Source organism: Ruegeria sp. HKCCD8929 (genome assembly GCF_013031405.1).
In the GTDB taxonomy this organism is placed as follows: domain Bacteria; phylum Pseudomonadota; class Alphaproteobacteria; order Rhodobacterales; family Rhodobacteraceae; genus Ruegeria.
In genome coordinates, this window is the sequence record NZ_WPZY01000002.1 from 404,135 (window position 1) to 419,726 (window position 15,592).

Below are 15,592 nucleotides of genomic sequence, written 5' to 3' on the forward strand. Positions count from 1 at the left end.
CATTCTCGGTAGCGGAGAGGCGCCACTAGCACCCAAACCTACCTTGACGCCGCCGGGGCAGAGACTACAGGTTCTGCGGCAACAGAGCAGGACAAGACATGGCAGGAACTCCAGCCCCTTTCGCCCCGTTTGAGTGGAAAATCGCCTGGCGATACCTGCGCGCCCGCAAAGCCGAGGGCGGGGTCAGCGTGATGACATGGATCTCGCTGATCGGCATCACGCTGGCGGTATTTGCGCTGGTGGCGACGCTGGCGGTGCGGGAAGGGCTGCGATCCGATCTCGTCAACACGATGCTGGGCGCCAACGCCCATATGAGCGTGCATTTTCAGCGCGATCTGACGGGTGAGGTGCCGAAGGACCATCTTGTACGCGAATACACCGATCTATCCCGGCGGCTCGAGGCGATGCCTGGTGTTAGCGACGCGGCTCCGCTGGTGCGAAATCAGGTGATGGGCAGCTATCGCGGGCGTAACATGCCGGTGGATGTCTATGGCCTCGCCTTGGAGGACTTGCTGGACTACCCGATGATTGCCGAACCCGAGCAAGCGTGGGGAGACTTGACACGCTTTGACGACGGTGTGGCCATCGGCGCCACGCTGGCACAGCAATTGGGGCTGACTGTGGGAGACCGGCTTAAGCTGATTTCTCCGGATGGGGTGAGAACACCGATGGGAACGTCACCACGCGTGTCGGCCTATGAGGTGGTGTTCATCTTTTCGTCGGGACAGGGATTCGTCGACCAGAGCCGCCTCTACATGCCGCTGGCCGAGGCGCAGAGTTTTTTCAACAAGGAAGGGGCCGTCGATCAGATCGACTTGCGTTTGTCCGAGCCGCTTGCAGTGGCAGACCTTGCATTGCCGGTGATCCGCGAGAGCGGTGATCGCGCCTATGTCTACACCTGGCAGGACCGGGCAGGCGGTATGATCCGTGCGCTGAAGATGCAGGACAACGCGATTTTCATCGTGCTCGCCATTCTGGTGCTGATCGCCTCGCTGAATATCGTTTCCGGGCTGATCATGCTGGTCAAGAACAAGGGGCGCGATATCGGGATTCTACGCACCATGGGGCTGAGCCAGGGGTCGATCTTGCGGGTGTTCTTTTTGTGCGGGGCGTCAGTCGGAACCGCAGGAACGGTATTCGGCGTCATTCTTGGTGTCATCTTTGCGATGAATATCGACAGCGTTTATTCCTTTGTCGATTGGGTGACGGGCAGCGGGGTGCGGGATCTGGAAGCCCGTGGTTTCTTCTTCCCCTCTGCCGTCATCACAGTTTCGGATGTGGCATCCACCGTGGTGCTCAGCATCGGGTTGAGTTGGCTGATAACCCTGTTCCCGGCCCGCCGCGCGGCGCGGCTGAACCCGGTGGAGGCGCTGCGCTATGAATGACGTGACATTGCGCCTGACGGGCCTCACCAAGACCTATCTCAAGGGTACCCCGGGCGAGTTGCAGGTGCTGCGCGGCGCCGATCTGGACTTGCGCGCTGGTGAGGCGGTGGCGCTGGTCGCACCCTCGGGGGCGGGCAAATCGACCTTGCTGCACATTGCTGGGTTGCTGGACACGCCGGACGCGGGCTCGGTCGAGGTGGCCGGGCAGGATGTGAGCGGCAAGGGCGACCGGACCCGCACGGCGGTGCGGCGGCGGGACGTTGGGTTTGTCTATCAGTTCCACCACCTGTTGCCGGAATTCACCGCGCTGGAAAACGTAACCCTTCCGCAGCTGGCCAACGGTGTTCCCGAGCGTGAGGCGCGTGATCGGGCCGAGGACTTGCTGGGCCGCGTCAGTGTGGCCGCTCGCGCCGACCACCGTCCGGCGGCGCTGTCGGGAGGGGAGCAGCAGCGGGTTGCCTTTTGCCGTGCGCTGGCCAACCGGCCCCGGGTGCTGCTGGCGGATGAGCCGACAGGCAATCTCGACCCCGATACCTCGGATCAAGTGTTCGATGCGCTGATGGCTCTGGTGCGGGGCACTGGCCTTTCGGCGCTGATCGCCACGCACAATCTGGAGTTGGCCGCACGGATGGACCGGGTGGTGCGGCTTGAGGGCGGGATGCTCAGGCCAGCTGAGTGATCGCTACCCCCACCGCCATGATCGCGATACCGCCCGCGCGGATCAGCGTCAGCGGTGTCACCTGTGCGCCAAACAGGCCGAAATGGTCGATGGCAGCGGTGCTGATGAGCTGACCTAGCAACACGAAGAACACCGCGTTGCCGACCCCGAAATGCGGCGCGACATGGGTGATCGACAGCACGTAGAAAGCGATCAGAACTCCGCCCAGCAACAGGTGTTTGGGCGATCCGCCGACCTGAGCCAGCGCCTGCGGGCCGGGGAACAGCGCCAGCACCAGCGCCGAGGCGCCCAGAGCCACCGCAAATAGCACCACGGCGGCGGCAGTGGGTGAGCCGATGAGCTTGCCAAGCGCGGCGTTCAGGGCCGCAAGAATTGGCACACCGATCCCGGCGGCCAGCATGATGGCTGCGTATTGGGTCATACGTATTCACTCCTCGTCTTGCCCCAATGTGTTGATCTGGATCATTGCGGCCCGTCCGCCGCTGGGCAAGCCTGCATATGCGCCGGAGGCCGAAGATTTATGCCCCCGGCGAAGGGATGGCGCAGCATGTAGGAGGTGGCGATGATCGGATTGGTGACAAAGCACTTTGGATTGGCCGGCCTTGCAGCGTGTGCGTTGCTGGCGCCGCCTGCCCATGCGCAGGATGTCGAACGTGGGGAGGGACTCTATTTCCACCATTGCGCAGCCTGTCACGGCCGGGAGGCGACCGGGCACGGCCCGATGGCCGGGGTGCTGATCATCCAGCCTGTGGATCTGACCGCCCTGACGGGTGAGGACGGTGTTTTCCCCACCGAGCGTGTGGTCAAGCGAATCGACGGGCGGGACCCGTTGGTCAGTCATGGTAGCCCGATGCCGGTCTACGGGCCCTATTTCGAAGGGCGGGACACCGCGATCAAGACACCCGCTGGCCAGCCGATCCTGACCAGTGAACCCATCGTGGATCTGGTCGCCTATCTGCAAACCCTTCAAAGGAACTGAGCCGGGAGGGCGCGAGCAATGCGGAACATCAAAGTCGGATGCGCAGCCTTGCTGCTGGCTGCTTGCACAGTTGCAGAAACCGAGATGCCGACCGCGCAGGAGGGCGCGGTATTGTTTGCCGACAACTGCACCGCCTGCCACGGATACCGGGGCGAAGGGGGAACTCTGGTCGGTGGTCAGACCGCCCCGGACCTGACCCGGATTGCGGCGAGGAACGGCGGGGAACTGCCACGCGCCCAAGTGCTGTCGCAAATCGACGGCTATGGCCGCGGCAAGGTTCCGGCAGAGGTCATGCCGGAATTCGGTGCGCTCTTGCAGGGTGACCTTGTTCCGGTCGAGGTGGACGGCGTTCTGACACCGACACCGCGCCCGCTGGCGGCCCTGCTTGCCTATCTCGAAAGCATCCAGGTTAATCGGTAGCCTAGCCGCAGATTCCCTTGAGCTGTACGCCTTTCCAAGGCAACAGAACGTCATTCTCGCGGCGGGCGCCGGGCAGGTCGGCCACGGGCATGACCTCGCTCAGCATTTCGTGCAAACGCCTGGTGCGGGGTGCATCCGGGGCCAGGGCACGGCAGCAGACATATTCCTCGACAATCGCGCCTTGTTGCTCAAAGCCGAAATCGAGGAAATCCGGGTCACCGGACAGATCGAACAGGTAAGGATCGTTTGAAACCCCGTGCTCGGCTGCCGCGCGCAGGGGGTGATACCCGGTGCGCCTGCGGTTTTGCCACTGCCAGACATGCGTCAGTTCATGGGCCAGCAGCATGGCCGCAACCAGATCGACGGTCTGAGGGAATTCGGCCATGTAATCTTCGAGATACCAGTCGCGGGTAAAGAAAACCCTGTTGAACAAGGCCACCGCAGCGGGTTTTCCGGTCACGATCTCTTCTTCCACAGGCGGCAGGATGCGCTCGCGGCAGGTAAGGCGCGGGCGCGGTTCGCGCTTGAAGGTGATGTTGCCCACCGGCGCGCCCTCGATCAGGCGCACCCGGTCCAGGTTCAGCGCATCGCCATGCACGCGGGCCGCAAAGGCGCGCTCGGTCTCGGTAAGCGGGCGGCCACAGGCGGCGACGAACAGCAGGATCAGAAACGCGCGCAGGATCATAGGAGTGACCCTAGTGCCACTCACGCCGCCCGCAAGCGATTTTGCAGAGCCGGCCGCGTTTGCTCGGAATTGTGAACCCGAAGGCGTCGGCGACGTACTACGCGTTCGCGGTTGTTGGAAAGTTCGACTTACACCGACCTGCTCTTAAAGGCTCATGGCCAGAACCCGGCTGATTTCCGTTAGCGAGCGGCCAGACTGATCCATCCATGTGTTGAAGGCCTGCTGCACCGCCGCCATGGCTTTTTTTGACGTGGGCTGCTTGTCCACCACGCCCTCGGCAATCAAGCGTGCGGTGACGTCCCGGGACAGGATGAAACTATCGCGCCCGACAAAGCGCATCGCGTATTGTGCCGTGGTGCCGCCAAGCCGCGAGGCCCGCTTGCCCAGCATCGCCAGCAGACCCGCATAGTCGGTCGAGGGCCATCCGCCCAGCACATGACCTGCGCCGCCTTCCTCGCGCAGTTCCATCAGAAAGGCGGCATTGTCGCGCACGGTGGCGATTTTTGTGCCGTTGCGCACGATTCGCGTATCCTGCAGCAGGGCGTCGAATTTCTCGTCATCCATGAACGTGCAGCGGCCCACATCGAAGCCATCGAAGGCTTCCTCAAACCCGTCCCACTTGTTTTCGATGACCTTCCAGTTGAACCCGGCCTGAAACACGCATTTGGTGATGGTCGACAGCCAGCGGTCCTCAGGCAGGGCGGCAAGTTCCGCCACCGGTTTGGGCTTGCTCAACTTGGCCTCCAGCGCTGCGTCTCCGCCGTGCCGCGCGGCGGCGAGGCCGAATATCTCATCGAAATGATGCATGGGCGTGTCCTCCCTTTGGATAAATGTTGCCTATTTGTTCTCATTTTGCAAGGCAGGTTTCAGGGCGACAGGAAGGTGGCGGTTGCGCAGGCAACCGCTTTGTTCGAGCTCTCTTCGGTCATGTCTGCGCGGGCAAAGACCAGGGATCGGCCTGCACGCACGATCTCTGCACGACAGAGGATGGCGGTGCCCACACCGGGTCTCAGGAACTGGGTGTGCAGATCGGTGGTGGCGTAAGGCTTGAACTCACCGGAATGTGAGATCGCGGCGATGACCATTGTGGTGTCGGCCAGGGCTGCCAGCGCCTGACCCGATACGATGCCGCCCACGCGGGCGAGATGCGGGGCCAGCGGCATGCGGATCACCGTGTGGTCCCGCTCAGTCGCAATGACGTTTAAATTCAATGCCAGAACCCACTCGGCAAAGTTCTCTTCCAGAAAACTCTGTGCCGTGTCGGGTGTTATCACGCGCTTGGATGCCATCGCGGAATGCTATCCGCTTCCCGGTTCAGTGCCAGTAAAAACTGCAAGTGCCGATGGTTTCACCGCCGATCACAAAAGAAACTCTCGACAAAAGAGGCGTTTTGGGTTTGTGATTGATCCGTCAGTCAATATCCCGTGGCCCTGCTTAAGCCGTGACACATGATCGGTTTTGGCGAATAGTAAAACGGATCGGGCCGACCGAAAAACAGAAACGGACCACGTTTCGCAAGATGGGGAGGGATCGGATACCGGGATGCGCCCGCATTTCATTTATTGACTGATTGGGTGCTTGTCTTGGGTGGGCATGGTTAGCCGCTGATCGCTTTGGTCAGAATGTTGCCTCGACCGGAGATGTCGAGCAAATCCAACTGGGAGACAAAGGATGAAGAAACTTAGCCTTGGCCTTGTGGCCGCAACCGTCGCCGGTTCGGCCTATGCCGCCGACATGGGCGCCGTGGATGAGCCGATCAAGCTGGCCATCAACGAATGGACCGGCCAGCATGTGACCACTCATGTGGCCGGTGAAATGCTGAAAGCCGCCGGGTACAATGTGGAATACGTGACCGCGGGCATGATGAACCAGTTCCAGGCGCTGGCCGATGGCGACATTCACGCGACGCTGGAAATCTGGTCGTCCAACGTGTCCGACGAATACGCCAAGAAGGTCGATGAAGGCACCGTGGTCGAGATCGGCGATCTGGGCCTCGACGCCAAAGAGGGCATCGCCTATCCGGCTCATGTGGCCGAACTGTGCCCGGGCCTGCCCGCGTGGGAGGCGCTGAAGGATTGCGCGCAGAACTTCGCCACTGCCGAGACCATTCCGAACGGGCGTCTGGTGGACTACCCGGCGGATTGGGGCACCCCCGGCGCGGACCGGATGACCGGGCTTGAGCTGCCGTTCAAGGCGGTTCCGGCGGGTTCCGAAGGGGCGCTGATCGCCGAACTGCGCGCCTCGACCGAGCGCAAGTCGCCGCTGCTCATCACCTTCTGGCAGCCGCATTGGGCGATGTCGGCCTATGATGTGCAATTCGTCGACCTGCCGCCGGGCGAAGAGGCGTGCTTTACCGATCCGGCCTGGGGTCCGAACCCGAACGCGGTCAACGATTGCGATTTCTCGCCCTCGCGCATCTTCAAGGCGGGTTGGAACGGCTTCGAGGCGAAATGGCCTGCCGCCTATGAGATCCTCACCAACTATCAGCTGGCGGTTGAAGACCAGCAGCCGATGATGGGCGCGATCGACGTCGATGGTGGCGCGGTTGAGGAAGTCGTGGCCAAGTGGATGGCCGACAACGAAGGCAAATGGCGTCCGGTTGTCGACGCCGCAACCAAGTGAGTCCCATACGTGACTGACGCAAATACGCCGGCCATTGCCTGCCAGAATCTCTGGCAGGTCTTTGGCCCGGGCGCCGACAAGGCCCTGACCGACGCGCTGGCTCGGTCAGGGGGAGACGCCGACCAGGCCGCCGCCGATCTGCGCGAGCAGGGGTTCATCCCCGCCGTGCAGGACGCCAATTTCGAGGTGAAGGATGGCGAGCTGTTCGTCATCATGGGCCTGTCCGGATCCGGAAAATCCACGCTGATCCGTTGCATCTCGCAACTGCTGCCGGGCACAGGTGGCGAGATCCGGATCGAGGGTGAGAATGTGGTGGGCGCGACCAAAAAGCGCCTGACCGAACTGCGCCGCAAGACGCTGGGCATGGTGTTCCAGCATTTCGGCCTGTTCCCGCACATGACCGTGGCCGAGAACGTGGCCTATCCGCTGCGGGTGCAGGGCGTGGGCCGCAAGGAACGCCGCGCCCGGGCGCAAGAAGTGATTTCACTCGTGGGTCTTGAGGGCCGCGAGGACAGTTTCCCACGCCAGCTTTCGGGCGGGCAGCGGCAACGCGTGGGCATCGCGCGCAGCCTCGCCGTGAACCCCGATATCTGGTTTCTGGATGAGCCGTTTTCGGCGCTCGATCCACTGATCCGTCGGCAGTTGCAGGACGAGTTCCTGCGCATTCAGGCGACGCTGAAGAAATCCATCGTCTTTATCACCCATGACATTGCCGAGGCGCTGAAACTGGCGGATCGGATCGCGATCATGCGGGATGGCAAGATCGTGCAGATCGGCACGCCCTCGGATATCGTGCTGCGCCCGGTCGACGATTACGTCCGCGAGTTCTCCAAGGACGTGGCTAAAGGCCAGCACGCCAAGGTGGCCTCGGTGATGCGCGAAGGCGATGCCGAGCGCGGGCCGGACGACCCGGGGCTGACCACCTCGATGACGTTGGACGCGGCGCTGGCGCATTGCATGGAGCTGTACGAGCCGGTGCCGGTTCGCGATGCCAGCGGTGCCATCGTCGGCACGGTGCACCCGTCCGATCTGGCCGCCGCCCTGCAGGTCGAAAACGCATGAGCGCGCTTGCGGATGTGACACCCGCCCGTGCCGCACGGCTGACGGCAGGGGCGCAGGCGGCGCTGATTACGGTTCTGGTCGGCGCGATCTGTCTGGCGCTGGAGCCCATCGCTCCGTGGCTGGTAAAATGGCCCGCCGCATGGGAACTGCCCGCGACCGATTGGGTCGGGTCTTTCCTGGCGTGGTTTCTGAACGGGATCAAACCGGTTGCCCGGCTCTTCTCCGACGTGATGGCCCATCCGATGAACTGGGCCAATTTCGTGCTGGGTTCGACACCCTGGCCGATCGTCATCGGCATCGTGACCGCGCTGGGCTGGTATCTGGGCGGGCTGCCGATGGCGGCGTTGGGTTTCCTAGGGCTCAGCTTCGTGCTGGCCTCGGGCTATTGGGCCGAGAGCATGAACACGCTGGCGCTGGTCGCAGTCTCGGTGCCGTTGGCGCTGGTGATTGGTGGAGCCATCGGTATTCTCGCCAACGAGGTGCCGAAGGTGAAAGCTTTTGTGCAGGCGGTGCTGGATGTCATGCAGACGGTGCCGACATTCGCCTATCTCACACCATTGCTGTTGCTCTTCGGCTTCGGCCCCGTCGTGGGCCTCATCGCGTCTGCGATCTATGCCGCCCCACCCATGGCGCGCAACGTGATGCTGGGGTTGGAACGGGTCGAGCATGAGGTGAAAGAGGCCGCCATCATGTCCGGCGGCACCCGGTTCCAGCAACTGTTTCAGGTCGAGATCCCCTCGGCCACCACCCAGATCATGGTGGGCGTGAACCAGTGCCTGATGGCTGCGCTGTCGATGGTGATCATCGCCGCCGTCATCGGCGGGTTCAACGATATCGGCTGGGAGGTGCTGCTGACCATGCGCAAGGCGCAGTTCGGCGAGTCACTGCTGGCGGGCCTTGTGATCGTGGTCTTTGCCGTGGTGATCGACCGGATGAGCGGCGTGCTGGCGACCGAGCGCAAACGTTACGACACCCGTGTGGTCTGGGCGATGCTTGGCTTTGCGGTGCTGTTCACCGCCGCTTTCTGGTCACGCCTGCCGAACCCGTCGGACCTGACCCTGCTCGATCCCATGGCGGAAGCCGTCGATCAGGGGCTGACAGCTTTCACCCAGAGCAACGGGCCGTGGCTGGATGCGCTCAAGAACAACTCGATGTTCTACGTGCTGCTGCCACTGCGGATCGGTTTGGATCAGGCGGTGCTGCCCTTCACCTGGGGTTTCGCCTGGACGCCGGCGATGAGCTATGGCCTCTTCGCCGCCGCTGCGCTGATCGCGCTACTGATGGCGTGGCGTGGACACATCACCGGTGGTCTGACCGTGCTGATCGCGTTGGGGATGCTGGAGACCGGGATTGCCAATCTGCCCTGGCCCTTCGTCCTGACCGGAGCCGCCGCGCTGGGCTGGGTCGCGGGCGGCTGGCGTCTGGCAGCGCTCTCGGTGGGGCTTTTGGCCACCATCCTCGTCTCGGGTCTGTGGGAGAGGGCGCTGCTGTCACTCTATCTCAGCGGTGCCGCGGTTTTTGCCTGCGCTGTGGTCGGCGGCATGATCGGCCTGGCCAGCGCGGTGTGGGCGCCGGTGTGGAAAATCGTCCGCCCGATCTGCGACATGTTGCAGACCATCCCTCTGTTCGTCTTCCTGATCCCGGTGCTGATGGTGTTCCAGATCGGCGAGTTCTCGGCCTTTCTGGCGATCTGCGCCTATGCGGTGGTGCCGATGATCCGCTACACCCGCCACGGGCTGGTCAACACGCCAGACGAGATGATGGAGGCCGCGATTTCCAGCGGCGCGAACGAGTGGCAGATCCTACGCGACGTGCGCGCGCCTTATGCGGCGCCGACCATCCTGCTGGGGCTCAATCAGACCATCCTCTATGCGTTTGCCATGCTGGTGATCGCGGCGCTGATCGGGACCACTGGTCTGGGCCAGTCGATCTATCTGGCGCTGGGGCAAGCGGATGTGGGGCTGGGCATCTCGGCCGGTGCGGCGATGGCGATCCTGGCGCTGATTGCCGACCGCATGGTGCAGGGTTTTGCCGAAGAACGGCGCAAGGCGCTGGGTCTTTAAGCTTGGCGGCGGTGGGGACTTCCTGCCGCAAACGCTTGACATAAAGCAAGGATCGGGGCCGGGACGGCGCCTAGAGTTCAGCCGGAAAGACAAAGGATAGAACCATGGGCGGTTGGGCCGAATTCCTTCTGGCGTTGAGTGTTTTCATGCTGAGCCACGTCATCCCGGTGCGCCCGCCCGTGCGCCCGTGGTTGATCGATCGACTGGGCAAGCGCGCCTATTTCGCCGCCTATTCACTGCTCTCCCTGGCCATTCTTGGCTGGCTGATCGTGGCTGCCGCCCGCGCGCCTTATGTCGAGGTCATCCCCCCGCTTCCGGCGCTGCGCTGGGTACCGCTTCTGGTGATGCCCGTGGCCTGTCTTCTGGCAGTGGCCGGGATGGCAATCCGCAATCCGTTCTCGTTCGGCGGGCTGGGTCGCGCACCATTCGATCCAGAACACCCCGGCATCCTCCGCCTCACTCGACATCCGATCCTGCTGGCCTTGCTGCTCTGGGCATTGGCGCATCTGCTGGCCAATGGCAGCCTGGCTCATGTCATCCTGTTTGGCTTATTCGCCGGCTTTGCCGGTCTGGGCATGATGCTGATCGACCGCCGCAAGATGCGCGAAATGGGGGCGGACTGGGGCCGTCTGGCCAAAAACACCGCCCGCATGTCGTTGCGCCTGCCAAAACCACTTCCTCGCCTCTGGGTCTGGCTGGTGGCCTTTGTCGTGTTCGAGGCCGCCGTCCATCTGCACGCGCCCGTGATTGGGCTGTCACCTTGGCCATGACGGCAGGAGTGGTCGGAGGCCCATACCCGTGCTATCTGCTGTGAAACGCTACGACTTACCGGAGCCCGAACATGCATCTGGCCTATATCACCACCACCGACCGGGGCGCGACCGACCGCCTTCTCAGTGCCGTGGCCGAGCGTCTGCTGGCCCGAGACGTCTTTCTGGCCGGGGTGGTGCAGACCAACACCGAATGCGCCGATAGCAGCAAATGCGATATGGACCTGCGGGTCCTGCCCGCAGGTGAGACCATCCGTATCTCGCAATCGCTGGGCAGCCAATCGCGGGGCTGTCGGCTGGACCCGGCTGCGCTGGAACAGGCAGTGGCGTATGTCACTGCCTCGCTGGACGCCGGGCCGGATCTGCTGATCGTCAACAAGTTCGGCAAACATGAGGCCGATGGGCGCGGATTTCGTCCGGTCATCGGCGAGGCCCTGGCGCGCGACATCCCGGTGCTGGTGGGTGTGAACGGTTTGAATGAGGAAAAGTTCCTTGCCTTTACTGATGGTGCCGCCCAGCAGGTGCCCGCCGATATCGACGCGATCGAGCGCTGGCTGGATCAGATCACGGCAGAACGGAACGCGGCCTGAGTCAGGCCGCATCGTTTCGGCGTGACAGATAAACGCCCGTAACGCGGACCACAACTAAGGTGCTGAATTCATAGGAAAGTGGTGGGCGACCCTGGAATCGAACCAGGCGTGCGTCTCCGCGAGGGAGTTACAGTCCCCTGCCACACCTTGCGGCCTGTCGCCCACTGTCAGGCGTTGCGCCTGACGTGGAGGCGTGATTACTAGCGCTCCAAAGAAGCGTCAACAGGAAAATTCCGCCTGGGCGCAGGAAACTGATTTCGGGTCCCGGAGGCCGGTAAAATGAAGAAACCCAAATGGGTGGTCGAAAAGGAACAGGCCCGTAAGGCGGCGGCCTCCGAGACCGTCTGGCTGTTCGGTCTGCACGCCGTGCGCGATGCTTTGCTGAACCCGAACCGCACCAAACTGCGCCTGATCGTGACCCGCAATGCGCAAGATAAGCTGGTCGAGGCCATCGCGGCATCCGGGATTGAGCCCGAACTGGCTGACCCACGCAAATTCACTGCACCGATCGACCCGGGCTCGGTCCATCAGGGGGCTGCGCTGGAGGTCAAGCCACTCGACTGGGGCAGTCTGGACGAGGTGTGCATCGCGCGCGAGCATCCACGGGTGATTCTGCTGGACCGGGTGACCGACCCGCATAACGTGGGCGCGATCCTGCGCTCAGCCGAAGTTCTGGGCGCCAGCGCCGTGATCGGAACGCGGCATCATTCCGCGCCCGAAACCGGGGCGCTGGCCAAGACCGCCAGCGGTGCGCTGGAGCGGCAACCCTATCTGCGGGTGCGCAATCTGGCCGATGCCATTACCGAGTTGCAGCGCATGGGATTTCTGGTGCTGGGTCTCGATGGCGAGGCCGAAAACACAATTGAGGCAGCACTGGGAGAAGGCACCGACCGCCCGGTGGCGCTGGTGCTGGGGGCCGAGGGGCCGGGGCTGCGGCAAAAGACCAAGGAAACTGTGGACCAACTGGTGAAAATCGACGCGGCGGGCGGGTTTGGATCACTCAACGTCTCAAATGCTGCCGCAATTGCCCTATATGCATCCAGACACAAATAACAGGAGCGTCCCATTTCCACCCCGACCAAGATTGCAACCTGCTGTTATTGCGGCACGCGCGCAGCACTGGTGCTGAAAGGCCGCGAGCGGCATGAGTTGAGCTGCTCTGCCTGCGGTGCGCCGCTGCATAACCTCAAGATGCTGCGCAAGGAAAAGGCTCCGGAACCCGTCAGACCGCGTGTTGCCACGCCGCCGCCAACCATGGCCAAGCGAAAGAAGGTCAAAAAAGTTAAGCGGCGTAAGGGGGTTATGGCCCGGTTTCTGGACGAGGCCTGGGATGTGGTCGAGGATATCTTCGACTGATCCGGCAATAACACAACCGGATCACATCCGCGTCAGCCGGGGTTACGTGTTTGCCGTTTCAGAGGCATCTTAGGGGCCGCAATCAGCACTCTGAGGCCCATGCTTTCTCGTCGTTCCCTGTTGGCCGGACTGGCCTTGTCACTTGTTTCCCCCGCCGCCTATGCGGACTCGCCGCTCTTTCACGCCCGCGAGGGCATGGCGCTCAGCGGATACGACACCGTGTCCTATTTCAATGGCGGTCATCCCGTTCCCGGGCGCTCTGACATTGCCGTCATGTGGAAGGGCGCAGTCTGGCAATTCGCGTCGCAGGGCAATCGCGAGGCGTTCGAGGCAAATCCACGGGCCTTCGCCCCACAATTTGGCGGCTATTGCGCTTATGCCATGTCCAAGGGGCGTCTGTCCTCGACCGACCCCGAGGCGTGGGAGATCGTGGCCGGCAAGCTTTACCTGGTTCATTCGCCGCAGATCCAGCGGCTGTGGCAACAGGATATCGCCGGAAACATCGCCATGGCCGAGCAGAACTGGCCAGACGCACTGTTTGACTGAGCGGCCGCGAGAAAATCTCCCTCTGTCATCACAAAAACGCGCGCACCCTCTTTTTTTCTGAAAATGCGTGCTTAAATGTCACAGTGACCGCGGAACGGAACTGCCGCGGGTCATTTCACTGTCCCTCGTTCCATACCTGGCGCCCAAGAGTTTCTTGGGCGCTTTTTTCTTGTCCGGCATGTGGCTAGGGTGACGGCCATGCCAGACTATTCCGACGATTTTCTCAAGGGCATCCTGCAGCGCACCAAGGTGATTGCCGTGGTGGGGGTGTCGATGAACCCGGTGCGGCCCAGCTATTACGTAGCGCGCTATCTGGGGCTCAAGGGATTTCGGGTCATCCCGGTCAATCCCGGCCATGCCGGCAAGGCGCTTTTTGGTGAGACGGTGCGGGGCAGCCTGTCCGAGATTTCCGAACCGGTGGACATGGTCGATATCTTCCGCCGCTCCGAGGCGGTGCCGCCCATCGTGGATGAGGCGCTGGAGCGCTTTCCCCGCTTGCGCACGATCTGGATGCAGATCGGGGTCGAGAATGAACAGGCGGCGGACAAGGCGCAGGTGCGCGGCATCGACGTTGTGATGAACCGCTGTCCCAAGATCGAGTATCAGCGCCTGTTTGGTGAACTGCGCATGGGCGGCTTTGCCACCGGCATCATCTCGTCCAAGCTATAGCCAGCTACTCGATGAATGCTAACCGTTGCTTTTCCTCGCGGCGCTGGCGTTTCCACTCCAGCACCTCCATGCGAGGCCGCCAATTGTAGCGGGTATCGGCCTGAAGCTGCGACCAGTACAGCTTGCCGCCATAGCGCCACGGGTCCAGAACCACTCCTTCGAACATGGAATCGCCCCGGCGGCTGATGATTGCGGTGCTGTGGTCGATCCGGAACGGGTTGTCCGCATTGGCAATGGCGCGGTGTAGGGTCAGGGTCTGAAAGTTCTCCTGCTTCAGCCGTGCCTCCATATCCTCGGCCCAGTGCCAGCACAGCCCGCGCGGGCGCAGGCCCCGGTTGACCTTGGTGTTGTGGATCAGCGGCGGGTCGGTGATCTGATACTCCGCCGCCAACTGACTGGTGTAGTCATAGGCAATACGTGCCGCCCGCTCGGCTTCTTCGGGGTCGATATCTGGGCCCAGCCCGCGAATCTCGGTCGCCAGCCCGGCGACATCCCGCCGATCCACCGTGTCGGGCACCGAGCAGGCGCCAACGATCAGGGCCGCCAGCACCGCGAACACGCAAGCGAATGGTTTCTTCATCCTTAAAAACCCTCTGGATACCGGGGTGTTCCCGGCGCTTTGACAGCGGACTATAGAATGAGCGCGGCGGCTCCGAAACCCATCACGCGCCCGGCGTCACCCGCCCGTTCGGCTGGCCTTTTCCGCGATGCCGCTGGTGCCCTGCCTGCGTGCCAGCTCTGCCAAAACCGCATCCAGCGGCACGTCGCGCGCCGCCAGCATCACCAGCAGGTGGTAAAGCACGTCCGCCGCCTCGGCCGTCAGTTTCTCGGTGTCGCCCTTCACCGCCTCGATGATCGCCTCGACCGCCTCTTCCCCGAACTTCTCGGCGCACTTTTCGGGCCCCTTGGACAGCAGCTTGGCAGTCCAGCTCGAGTCCGGGTCCGCGCCCTTGCGATCGGAAATGGTAGCGGCGAGGTCGTGCAGAACGCTCATGTCAGCCTCATCGGGATGCCTGCGGCGGCCATGTGCTGTTTGGCCTCCTGAATGGTGTATTCGCCGAAATGAAAGATCGAGGCCGCCAGCACCGCGCTGGCGCCGCCCTTGGTGACACCTTCGACCAGGTGATCCAGATTTCCGACGCCACCGCTGGCGATCACCGGCACGTCCACCGCGTCGGAAATGGCGCGGGTCAGAGGCAGGTTGAACCCCGCCTTGGTACCGTCCCGGTCCATCGAGGTCAGCAATATCTCTCCGGCCCCTTTTGCGACGACGGTTCGGGCGAACTCCACCGCGTCGATGCCGGTTGCCTTGCGCCCGCCATGGGTGAAGATCTCCCACTTGCCCGGGCTGACGGTCTTGGCATCGATGGCGACCACGATGCACTGGCTGCCAAACTGGTCGGCGGCCTTGGCCACCACATCCGGGTTGGCCACGGCGGCAGAGTTGAAGCTAACCTTGTCGGCGCCCGCCAGCAGCAGGTTGCGCACATCCTCGCGCAACCGCACGCCACCGCCCACAGTCAGCGGTACAAAGCACTGCTCGGCGGTGCGTTGCACCACATCGAACATAGTGCCGCGGTTTTCGTGGGTGGCATGGATATCGAGGAAACAGATCTCATCCGCACCCGCCGCATCATAGGCCTTGGCCGATTCCACCGGATCGCCCGCATCGCGCAGGCCGACAAAGTTCACGCCCTTGACCACGCGGCCATCGGCGACGTCCAGGCAGGGGATGATGCGGGTTTTCAGCATGGGCGATCCTCTAT

The 15,592-nt window shown here is 62.8% G+C and carries 20 protein-coding genes and 1 tRNA gene; 13 read left to right on the top strand and 8 right to left on the bottom strand.

Features of this window, described 5'->3' with window-relative positions; genetic code table 11:
* Nucleotides 1-98 precede the first annotated feature (98 nt).
* The gene (locus tag GOX53_RS04610; protein ID WP_171173858.1) at nucleotides 99-1,385 is read left to right on the top strand and encodes an ABC transporter permease; all 1,287 of its coding nucleotides are present in this window, start codon (nucleotides 99-101) and stop codon (nucleotides 1,383-1,385) included.
* The gene (locus tag GOX53_RS04615) at nucleotides 1,378-2,064 is read left to right on the top strand and encodes an ABC transporter ATP-binding protein (protein ID WP_171173860.1); all 687 of its coding nucleotides are present in this window, start codon (nucleotides 1,378-1,380) and stop codon (nucleotides 2,062-2,064) included. Before GOX53_RS04610 ends, GOX53_RS04615 begins: the two co-directional genes overlap by 8 nt.
* Here GOX53_RS04615 and GOX53_RS04620 read toward each other — a convergent pair.
* Nucleotides 2,048-2,485: a DMT family transporter gene (locus tag GOX53_RS04620; RefSeq protein WP_171173862.1), complete on the bottom strand. Its 438-nt coding sequence runs from the start codon at nucleotides 2,483-2,485 to the stop codon at nucleotides 2,048-2,050. The two genes, GOX53_RS04615 and GOX53_RS04620, sit on opposite strands and share 17 nt — an antisense overlap.
* A 141-nt stretch (nucleotides 2,486-2,626) precedes the next feature.
* Between GOX53_RS04620 and GOX53_RS04625 the strand changes: the two genes are divergently transcribed.
* The gene (locus tag GOX53_RS04625; RefSeq protein WP_171173864.1) at nucleotides 2,627-3,043 is read left to right on the top strand and encodes a cytochrome c; all 417 of its coding nucleotides are present in this window, start codon (nucleotides 2,627-2,629) and stop codon (nucleotides 3,041-3,043) included.
* An 18-nt stretch (nucleotides 3,044-3,061) separates the two neighbouring features.
* Entirely contained in the window at nucleotides 3,062-3,463 is a 402-nt protein-coding gene (locus GOX53_RS04630; RefSeq protein ID WP_171173866.1) for a cytochrome c, read from the top strand.
* Between the two features lies 1 nt (nucleotide 3,464).
* Here GOX53_RS04630 and GOX53_RS04635 read toward each other — a convergent pair whose 3' ends face one another.
* From GOX53_RS04635 to GOX53_RS04645, 3 genes are all read right to left on the bottom strand, one after another.
* Entirely contained in the window at nucleotides 3,465-4,148 is a 684-nt protein-coding gene (locus GOX53_RS04635) for a hypothetical protein (RefSeq protein WP_171173867.1), read from the bottom strand.
* A gap of 144 nt (nucleotides 4,149-4,292) precedes the next feature.
* Nucleotides 4,293-4,955 (bottom strand): DNA-3-methyladenine glycosylase I, encoded by a 663-nt coding sequence (locus GOX53_RS04640; RefSeq protein ID WP_171173869.1) that lies wholly within the window; start codon nucleotides 4,953-4,955, stop codon nucleotides 4,293-4,295.
* A gap of 59 nt (nucleotides 4,956-5,014) precedes the next feature.
* A complete protein-coding gene (locus tag GOX53_RS04645; RefSeq protein WP_171173871.1) occupies nucleotides 5,015-5,437 on the bottom strand; it encodes a PaaI family thioesterase in 423 nt (140 codons plus the stop codon).
* A gap of 382 nt (nucleotides 5,438-5,819) precedes the next feature.
* On the opposite strand from GOX53_RS04645, the gene GOX53_RS04650 reads away from it, so the two are divergent.
* The 5 genes from GOX53_RS04650 (at nucleotide 5,820) to GOX53_RS04670 (ending at nucleotide 11,255) form a co-directional block, all read left to right on the top strand.
* On the top strand, nucleotides 5,820-6,770 hold the full coding sequence (locus GOX53_RS04650; RefSeq protein ID WP_171173873.1) for an ABC transporter substrate-binding protein: 951 nt from the start codon (nucleotides 5,820-5,822) through the stop codon (nucleotides 6,768-6,770).
* A 9-nt stretch (nucleotides 6,771-6,779) separates the two neighbouring features.
* Complete coding sequence (locus GOX53_RS04655; RefSeq protein WP_171173875.1) at nucleotides 6,780-7,832, top strand: betaine/proline/choline family ABC transporter ATP-binding protein; 1,053 nt, start codon at nucleotides 6,780-6,782, stop codon at nucleotides 7,830-7,832.
* Nucleotides 7,829-9,895, top strand: a complete 2,067-nt coding sequence (locus tag GOX53_RS04660) for a proline/glycine betaine ABC transporter permease (RefSeq protein WP_171173877.1) — start codon at nucleotides 7,829-7,831, stop codon at nucleotides 9,893-9,895. The genes GOX53_RS04655 and GOX53_RS04660 overlap by 4 nt, the downstream gene beginning before the upstream one ends.
* Before the next feature lie 104 nt (nucleotides 9,896-9,999).
* A complete protein-coding gene (locus GOX53_RS04665; protein WP_171173879.1) occupies nucleotides 10,000-10,665 on the top strand; it encodes an NnrU family protein in 666 nt (221 codons plus the stop codon).
* Between the two features lie 71 nt (nucleotides 10,666-10,736).
* The gene (locus GOX53_RS04670) at nucleotides 10,737-11,255 is read left to right on the top strand and encodes a DUF2478 domain-containing protein (protein WP_171173881.1); all 519 of its coding nucleotides are present in this window, start codon (nucleotides 10,737-10,739) and stop codon (nucleotides 11,253-11,255) included.
* Nucleotides 11,256-11,334: 79 nt separating this feature from the next.
* On the opposite strand, the gene GOX53_RS04675 is transcribed toward GOX53_RS04670, so the two are convergent.
* Nucleotides 11,335-11,418: transfer RNA gene (locus tag GOX53_RS04675), tRNA-Tyr, on the bottom strand.
* A gap of 116 nt (nucleotides 11,419-11,534) precedes the next feature.
* Between GOX53_RS04675 and rlmB the strand changes: the two genes are divergently transcribed.
* From rlmB to GOX53_RS04695, 4 genes are all read left to right on the top strand, one after another.
* On the top strand, nucleotides 11,535-12,308 hold the full coding sequence (rlmB, locus tag GOX53_RS04680) for a 23S rRNA (guanosine(2251)-2'-O)-methyltransferase RlmB (RefSeq protein ID WP_171173883.1): 774 nt from the start codon (nucleotides 11,535-11,537) through the stop codon (nucleotides 12,306-12,308).
* 12 nt (nucleotides 12,309-12,320) lie between these two features.
* On the top strand, nucleotides 12,321-12,611 hold the full coding sequence (locus tag GOX53_RS04685) for a hypothetical protein (RefSeq protein WP_171174032.1): 291 nt from the start codon (nucleotides 12,321-12,323) through the stop codon (nucleotides 12,609-12,611).
* Between the two features lie 135 nt (nucleotides 12,612-12,746).
* A complete protein-coding gene (locus GOX53_RS04690) occupies nucleotides 12,747-13,157 on the top strand; it encodes a YHS domain-containing (seleno)protein (RefSeq protein ID WP_371810252.1) in 411 nt (136 codons plus the stop codon).
* Between the two features lie 198 nt (nucleotides 13,158-13,355).
* A complete protein-coding gene (locus GOX53_RS04695; RefSeq protein WP_171173887.1) occupies nucleotides 13,356-13,826 on the top strand; it encodes a CoA-binding protein in 471 nt (156 codons plus the stop codon).
* 4 nt (nucleotides 13,827-13,830) lie between these two features.
* On the opposite strand, the gene GOX53_RS04700 is transcribed toward GOX53_RS04695, so the two are convergent.
* The 3 genes from GOX53_RS04700 to hisF all read right to left on the bottom strand — a co-directional run bounded on the left by GOX53_RS04700 (nucleotide 13,831) and on the right by hisF (nucleotide 15,578).
* On the bottom strand, nucleotides 13,831-14,406 hold the full coding sequence (locus GOX53_RS04700) for a hypothetical protein (RefSeq protein WP_171173888.1): 576 nt from the start codon (nucleotides 14,404-14,406) through the stop codon (nucleotides 13,831-13,833).
* Nucleotides 14,407-14,502: 96 nt separating this feature from the next.
* Nucleotides 14,503-14,820, bottom strand: a complete 318-nt coding sequence (locus tag GOX53_RS04705) for a phosphoribosyl-ATP diphosphatase (protein ID WP_171173890.1) — start codon at nucleotides 14,818-14,820, stop codon at nucleotides 14,503-14,505.
* Nucleotides 14,817-15,578: an imidazole glycerol phosphate synthase subunit HisF gene (hisF, locus tag GOX53_RS04710; protein ID WP_171173892.1), complete on the bottom strand. Its 762-nt coding sequence runs from the start codon at nucleotides 15,576-15,578 to the stop codon at nucleotides 14,817-14,819. Before hisF ends, GOX53_RS04705 begins: the two co-directional genes overlap by 4 nt.
* Between the last annotated feature and the right edge of the window lie 14 nt (nucleotides 15,579-15,592).

What these genes read in the sequence shown, in the direction of transcription:
- GOX53_RS04610 (WP_171173858.1), top strand. Translation starts at nt 99, where the DNA reads ATGGCAGGAACTCCAGCCCCTTTCGCCCCGTTTGAGTGGAAAATCGCC.
- GOX53_RS04615 (WP_171173860.1), top strand. Translation starts at nt 1,378, where the DNA reads ATGAATGACGTGACATTGCGCCTGACGGGCCTCACCAAGACCTATCTC.
- GOX53_RS04620 (WP_171173862.1), bottom strand. Translation starts at nt 2,485, where the DNA reads ATGACCCAATACGCAGCCATCATGCTGGCCGCCGGGATCGGTGTGCCA.
- GOX53_RS04625 (WP_171173864.1), top strand. Translation starts at nt 2,627, where the DNA reads ATGATCGGATTGGTGACAAAGCACTTTGGATTGGCCGGCCTTGCAGCG.
- GOX53_RS04630 (WP_171173866.1), top strand. Translation starts at nt 3,062, where the DNA reads ATGCGGAACATCAAAGTCGGATGCGCAGCCTTGCTGCTGGCTGCTTGC.
- GOX53_RS04635 (WP_171173867.1), bottom strand. Translation starts at nt 4,148, where the DNA reads ATGATCCTGCGCGCGTTTCTGATCCTGCTGTTCGTCGCCGCCTGTGGC.
- GOX53_RS04640 (WP_171173869.1), bottom strand. Translation starts at nt 4,955, where the DNA reads ATGCATCATTTCGATGAGATATTCGGCCTCGCCGCCGCGCGGCACGGC.
- GOX53_RS04645 (WP_171173871.1), bottom strand. Translation starts at nt 5,437, where the DNA reads ATGGCATCCAAGCGCGTGATAACACCCGACACGGCACAGAGTTTTCTG.
- GOX53_RS04650 (WP_171173873.1), top strand. Translation starts at nt 5,820, where the DNA reads ATGAAGAAACTTAGCCTTGGCCTTGTGGCCGCAACCGTCGCCGGTTCG.
- GOX53_RS04660 (WP_171173877.1), top strand. Translation starts at nt 7,829, where the DNA reads ATGAGCGCGCTTGCGGATGTGACACCCGCCCGTGCCGCACGGCTGACG.
- GOX53_RS04665 (WP_171173879.1), top strand. Translation starts at nt 10,000, where the DNA reads ATGGGCGGTTGGGCCGAATTCCTTCTGGCGTTGAGTGTTTTCATGCTG.
- GOX53_RS04670 (WP_171173881.1), top strand. Translation starts at nt 10,737, where the DNA reads ATGCATCTGGCCTATATCACCACCACCGACCGGGGCGCGACCGACCGC.
- rlmB (WP_171173883.1), top strand. Translation starts at nt 11,535, where the DNA reads ATGAAGAAACCCAAATGGGTGGTCGAAAAGGAACAGGCCCGTAAGGCG.
- GOX53_RS04695 (WP_171173887.1), top strand. Translation starts at nt 13,356, where the DNA reads ATGCCAGACTATTCCGACGATTTTCTCAAGGGCATCCTGCAGCGCACC.
- GOX53_RS04700 (WP_171173888.1), bottom strand. Translation starts at nt 14,406, where the DNA reads ATGAAGAAACCATTCGCTTGCGTGTTCGCGGTGCTGGCGGCCCTGATC.
- GOX53_RS04705 (WP_171173890.1), bottom strand. Translation starts at nt 14,820, where the DNA reads ATGAGCGTTCTGCACGACCTCGCCGCTACCATTTCCGATCGCAAGGGC.
- hisF (WP_171173892.1), bottom strand. Translation starts at nt 15,578, where the DNA reads ATGCTGAAAACCCGCATCATCCCCTGCCTGGACGTCGCCGATGGCCGC.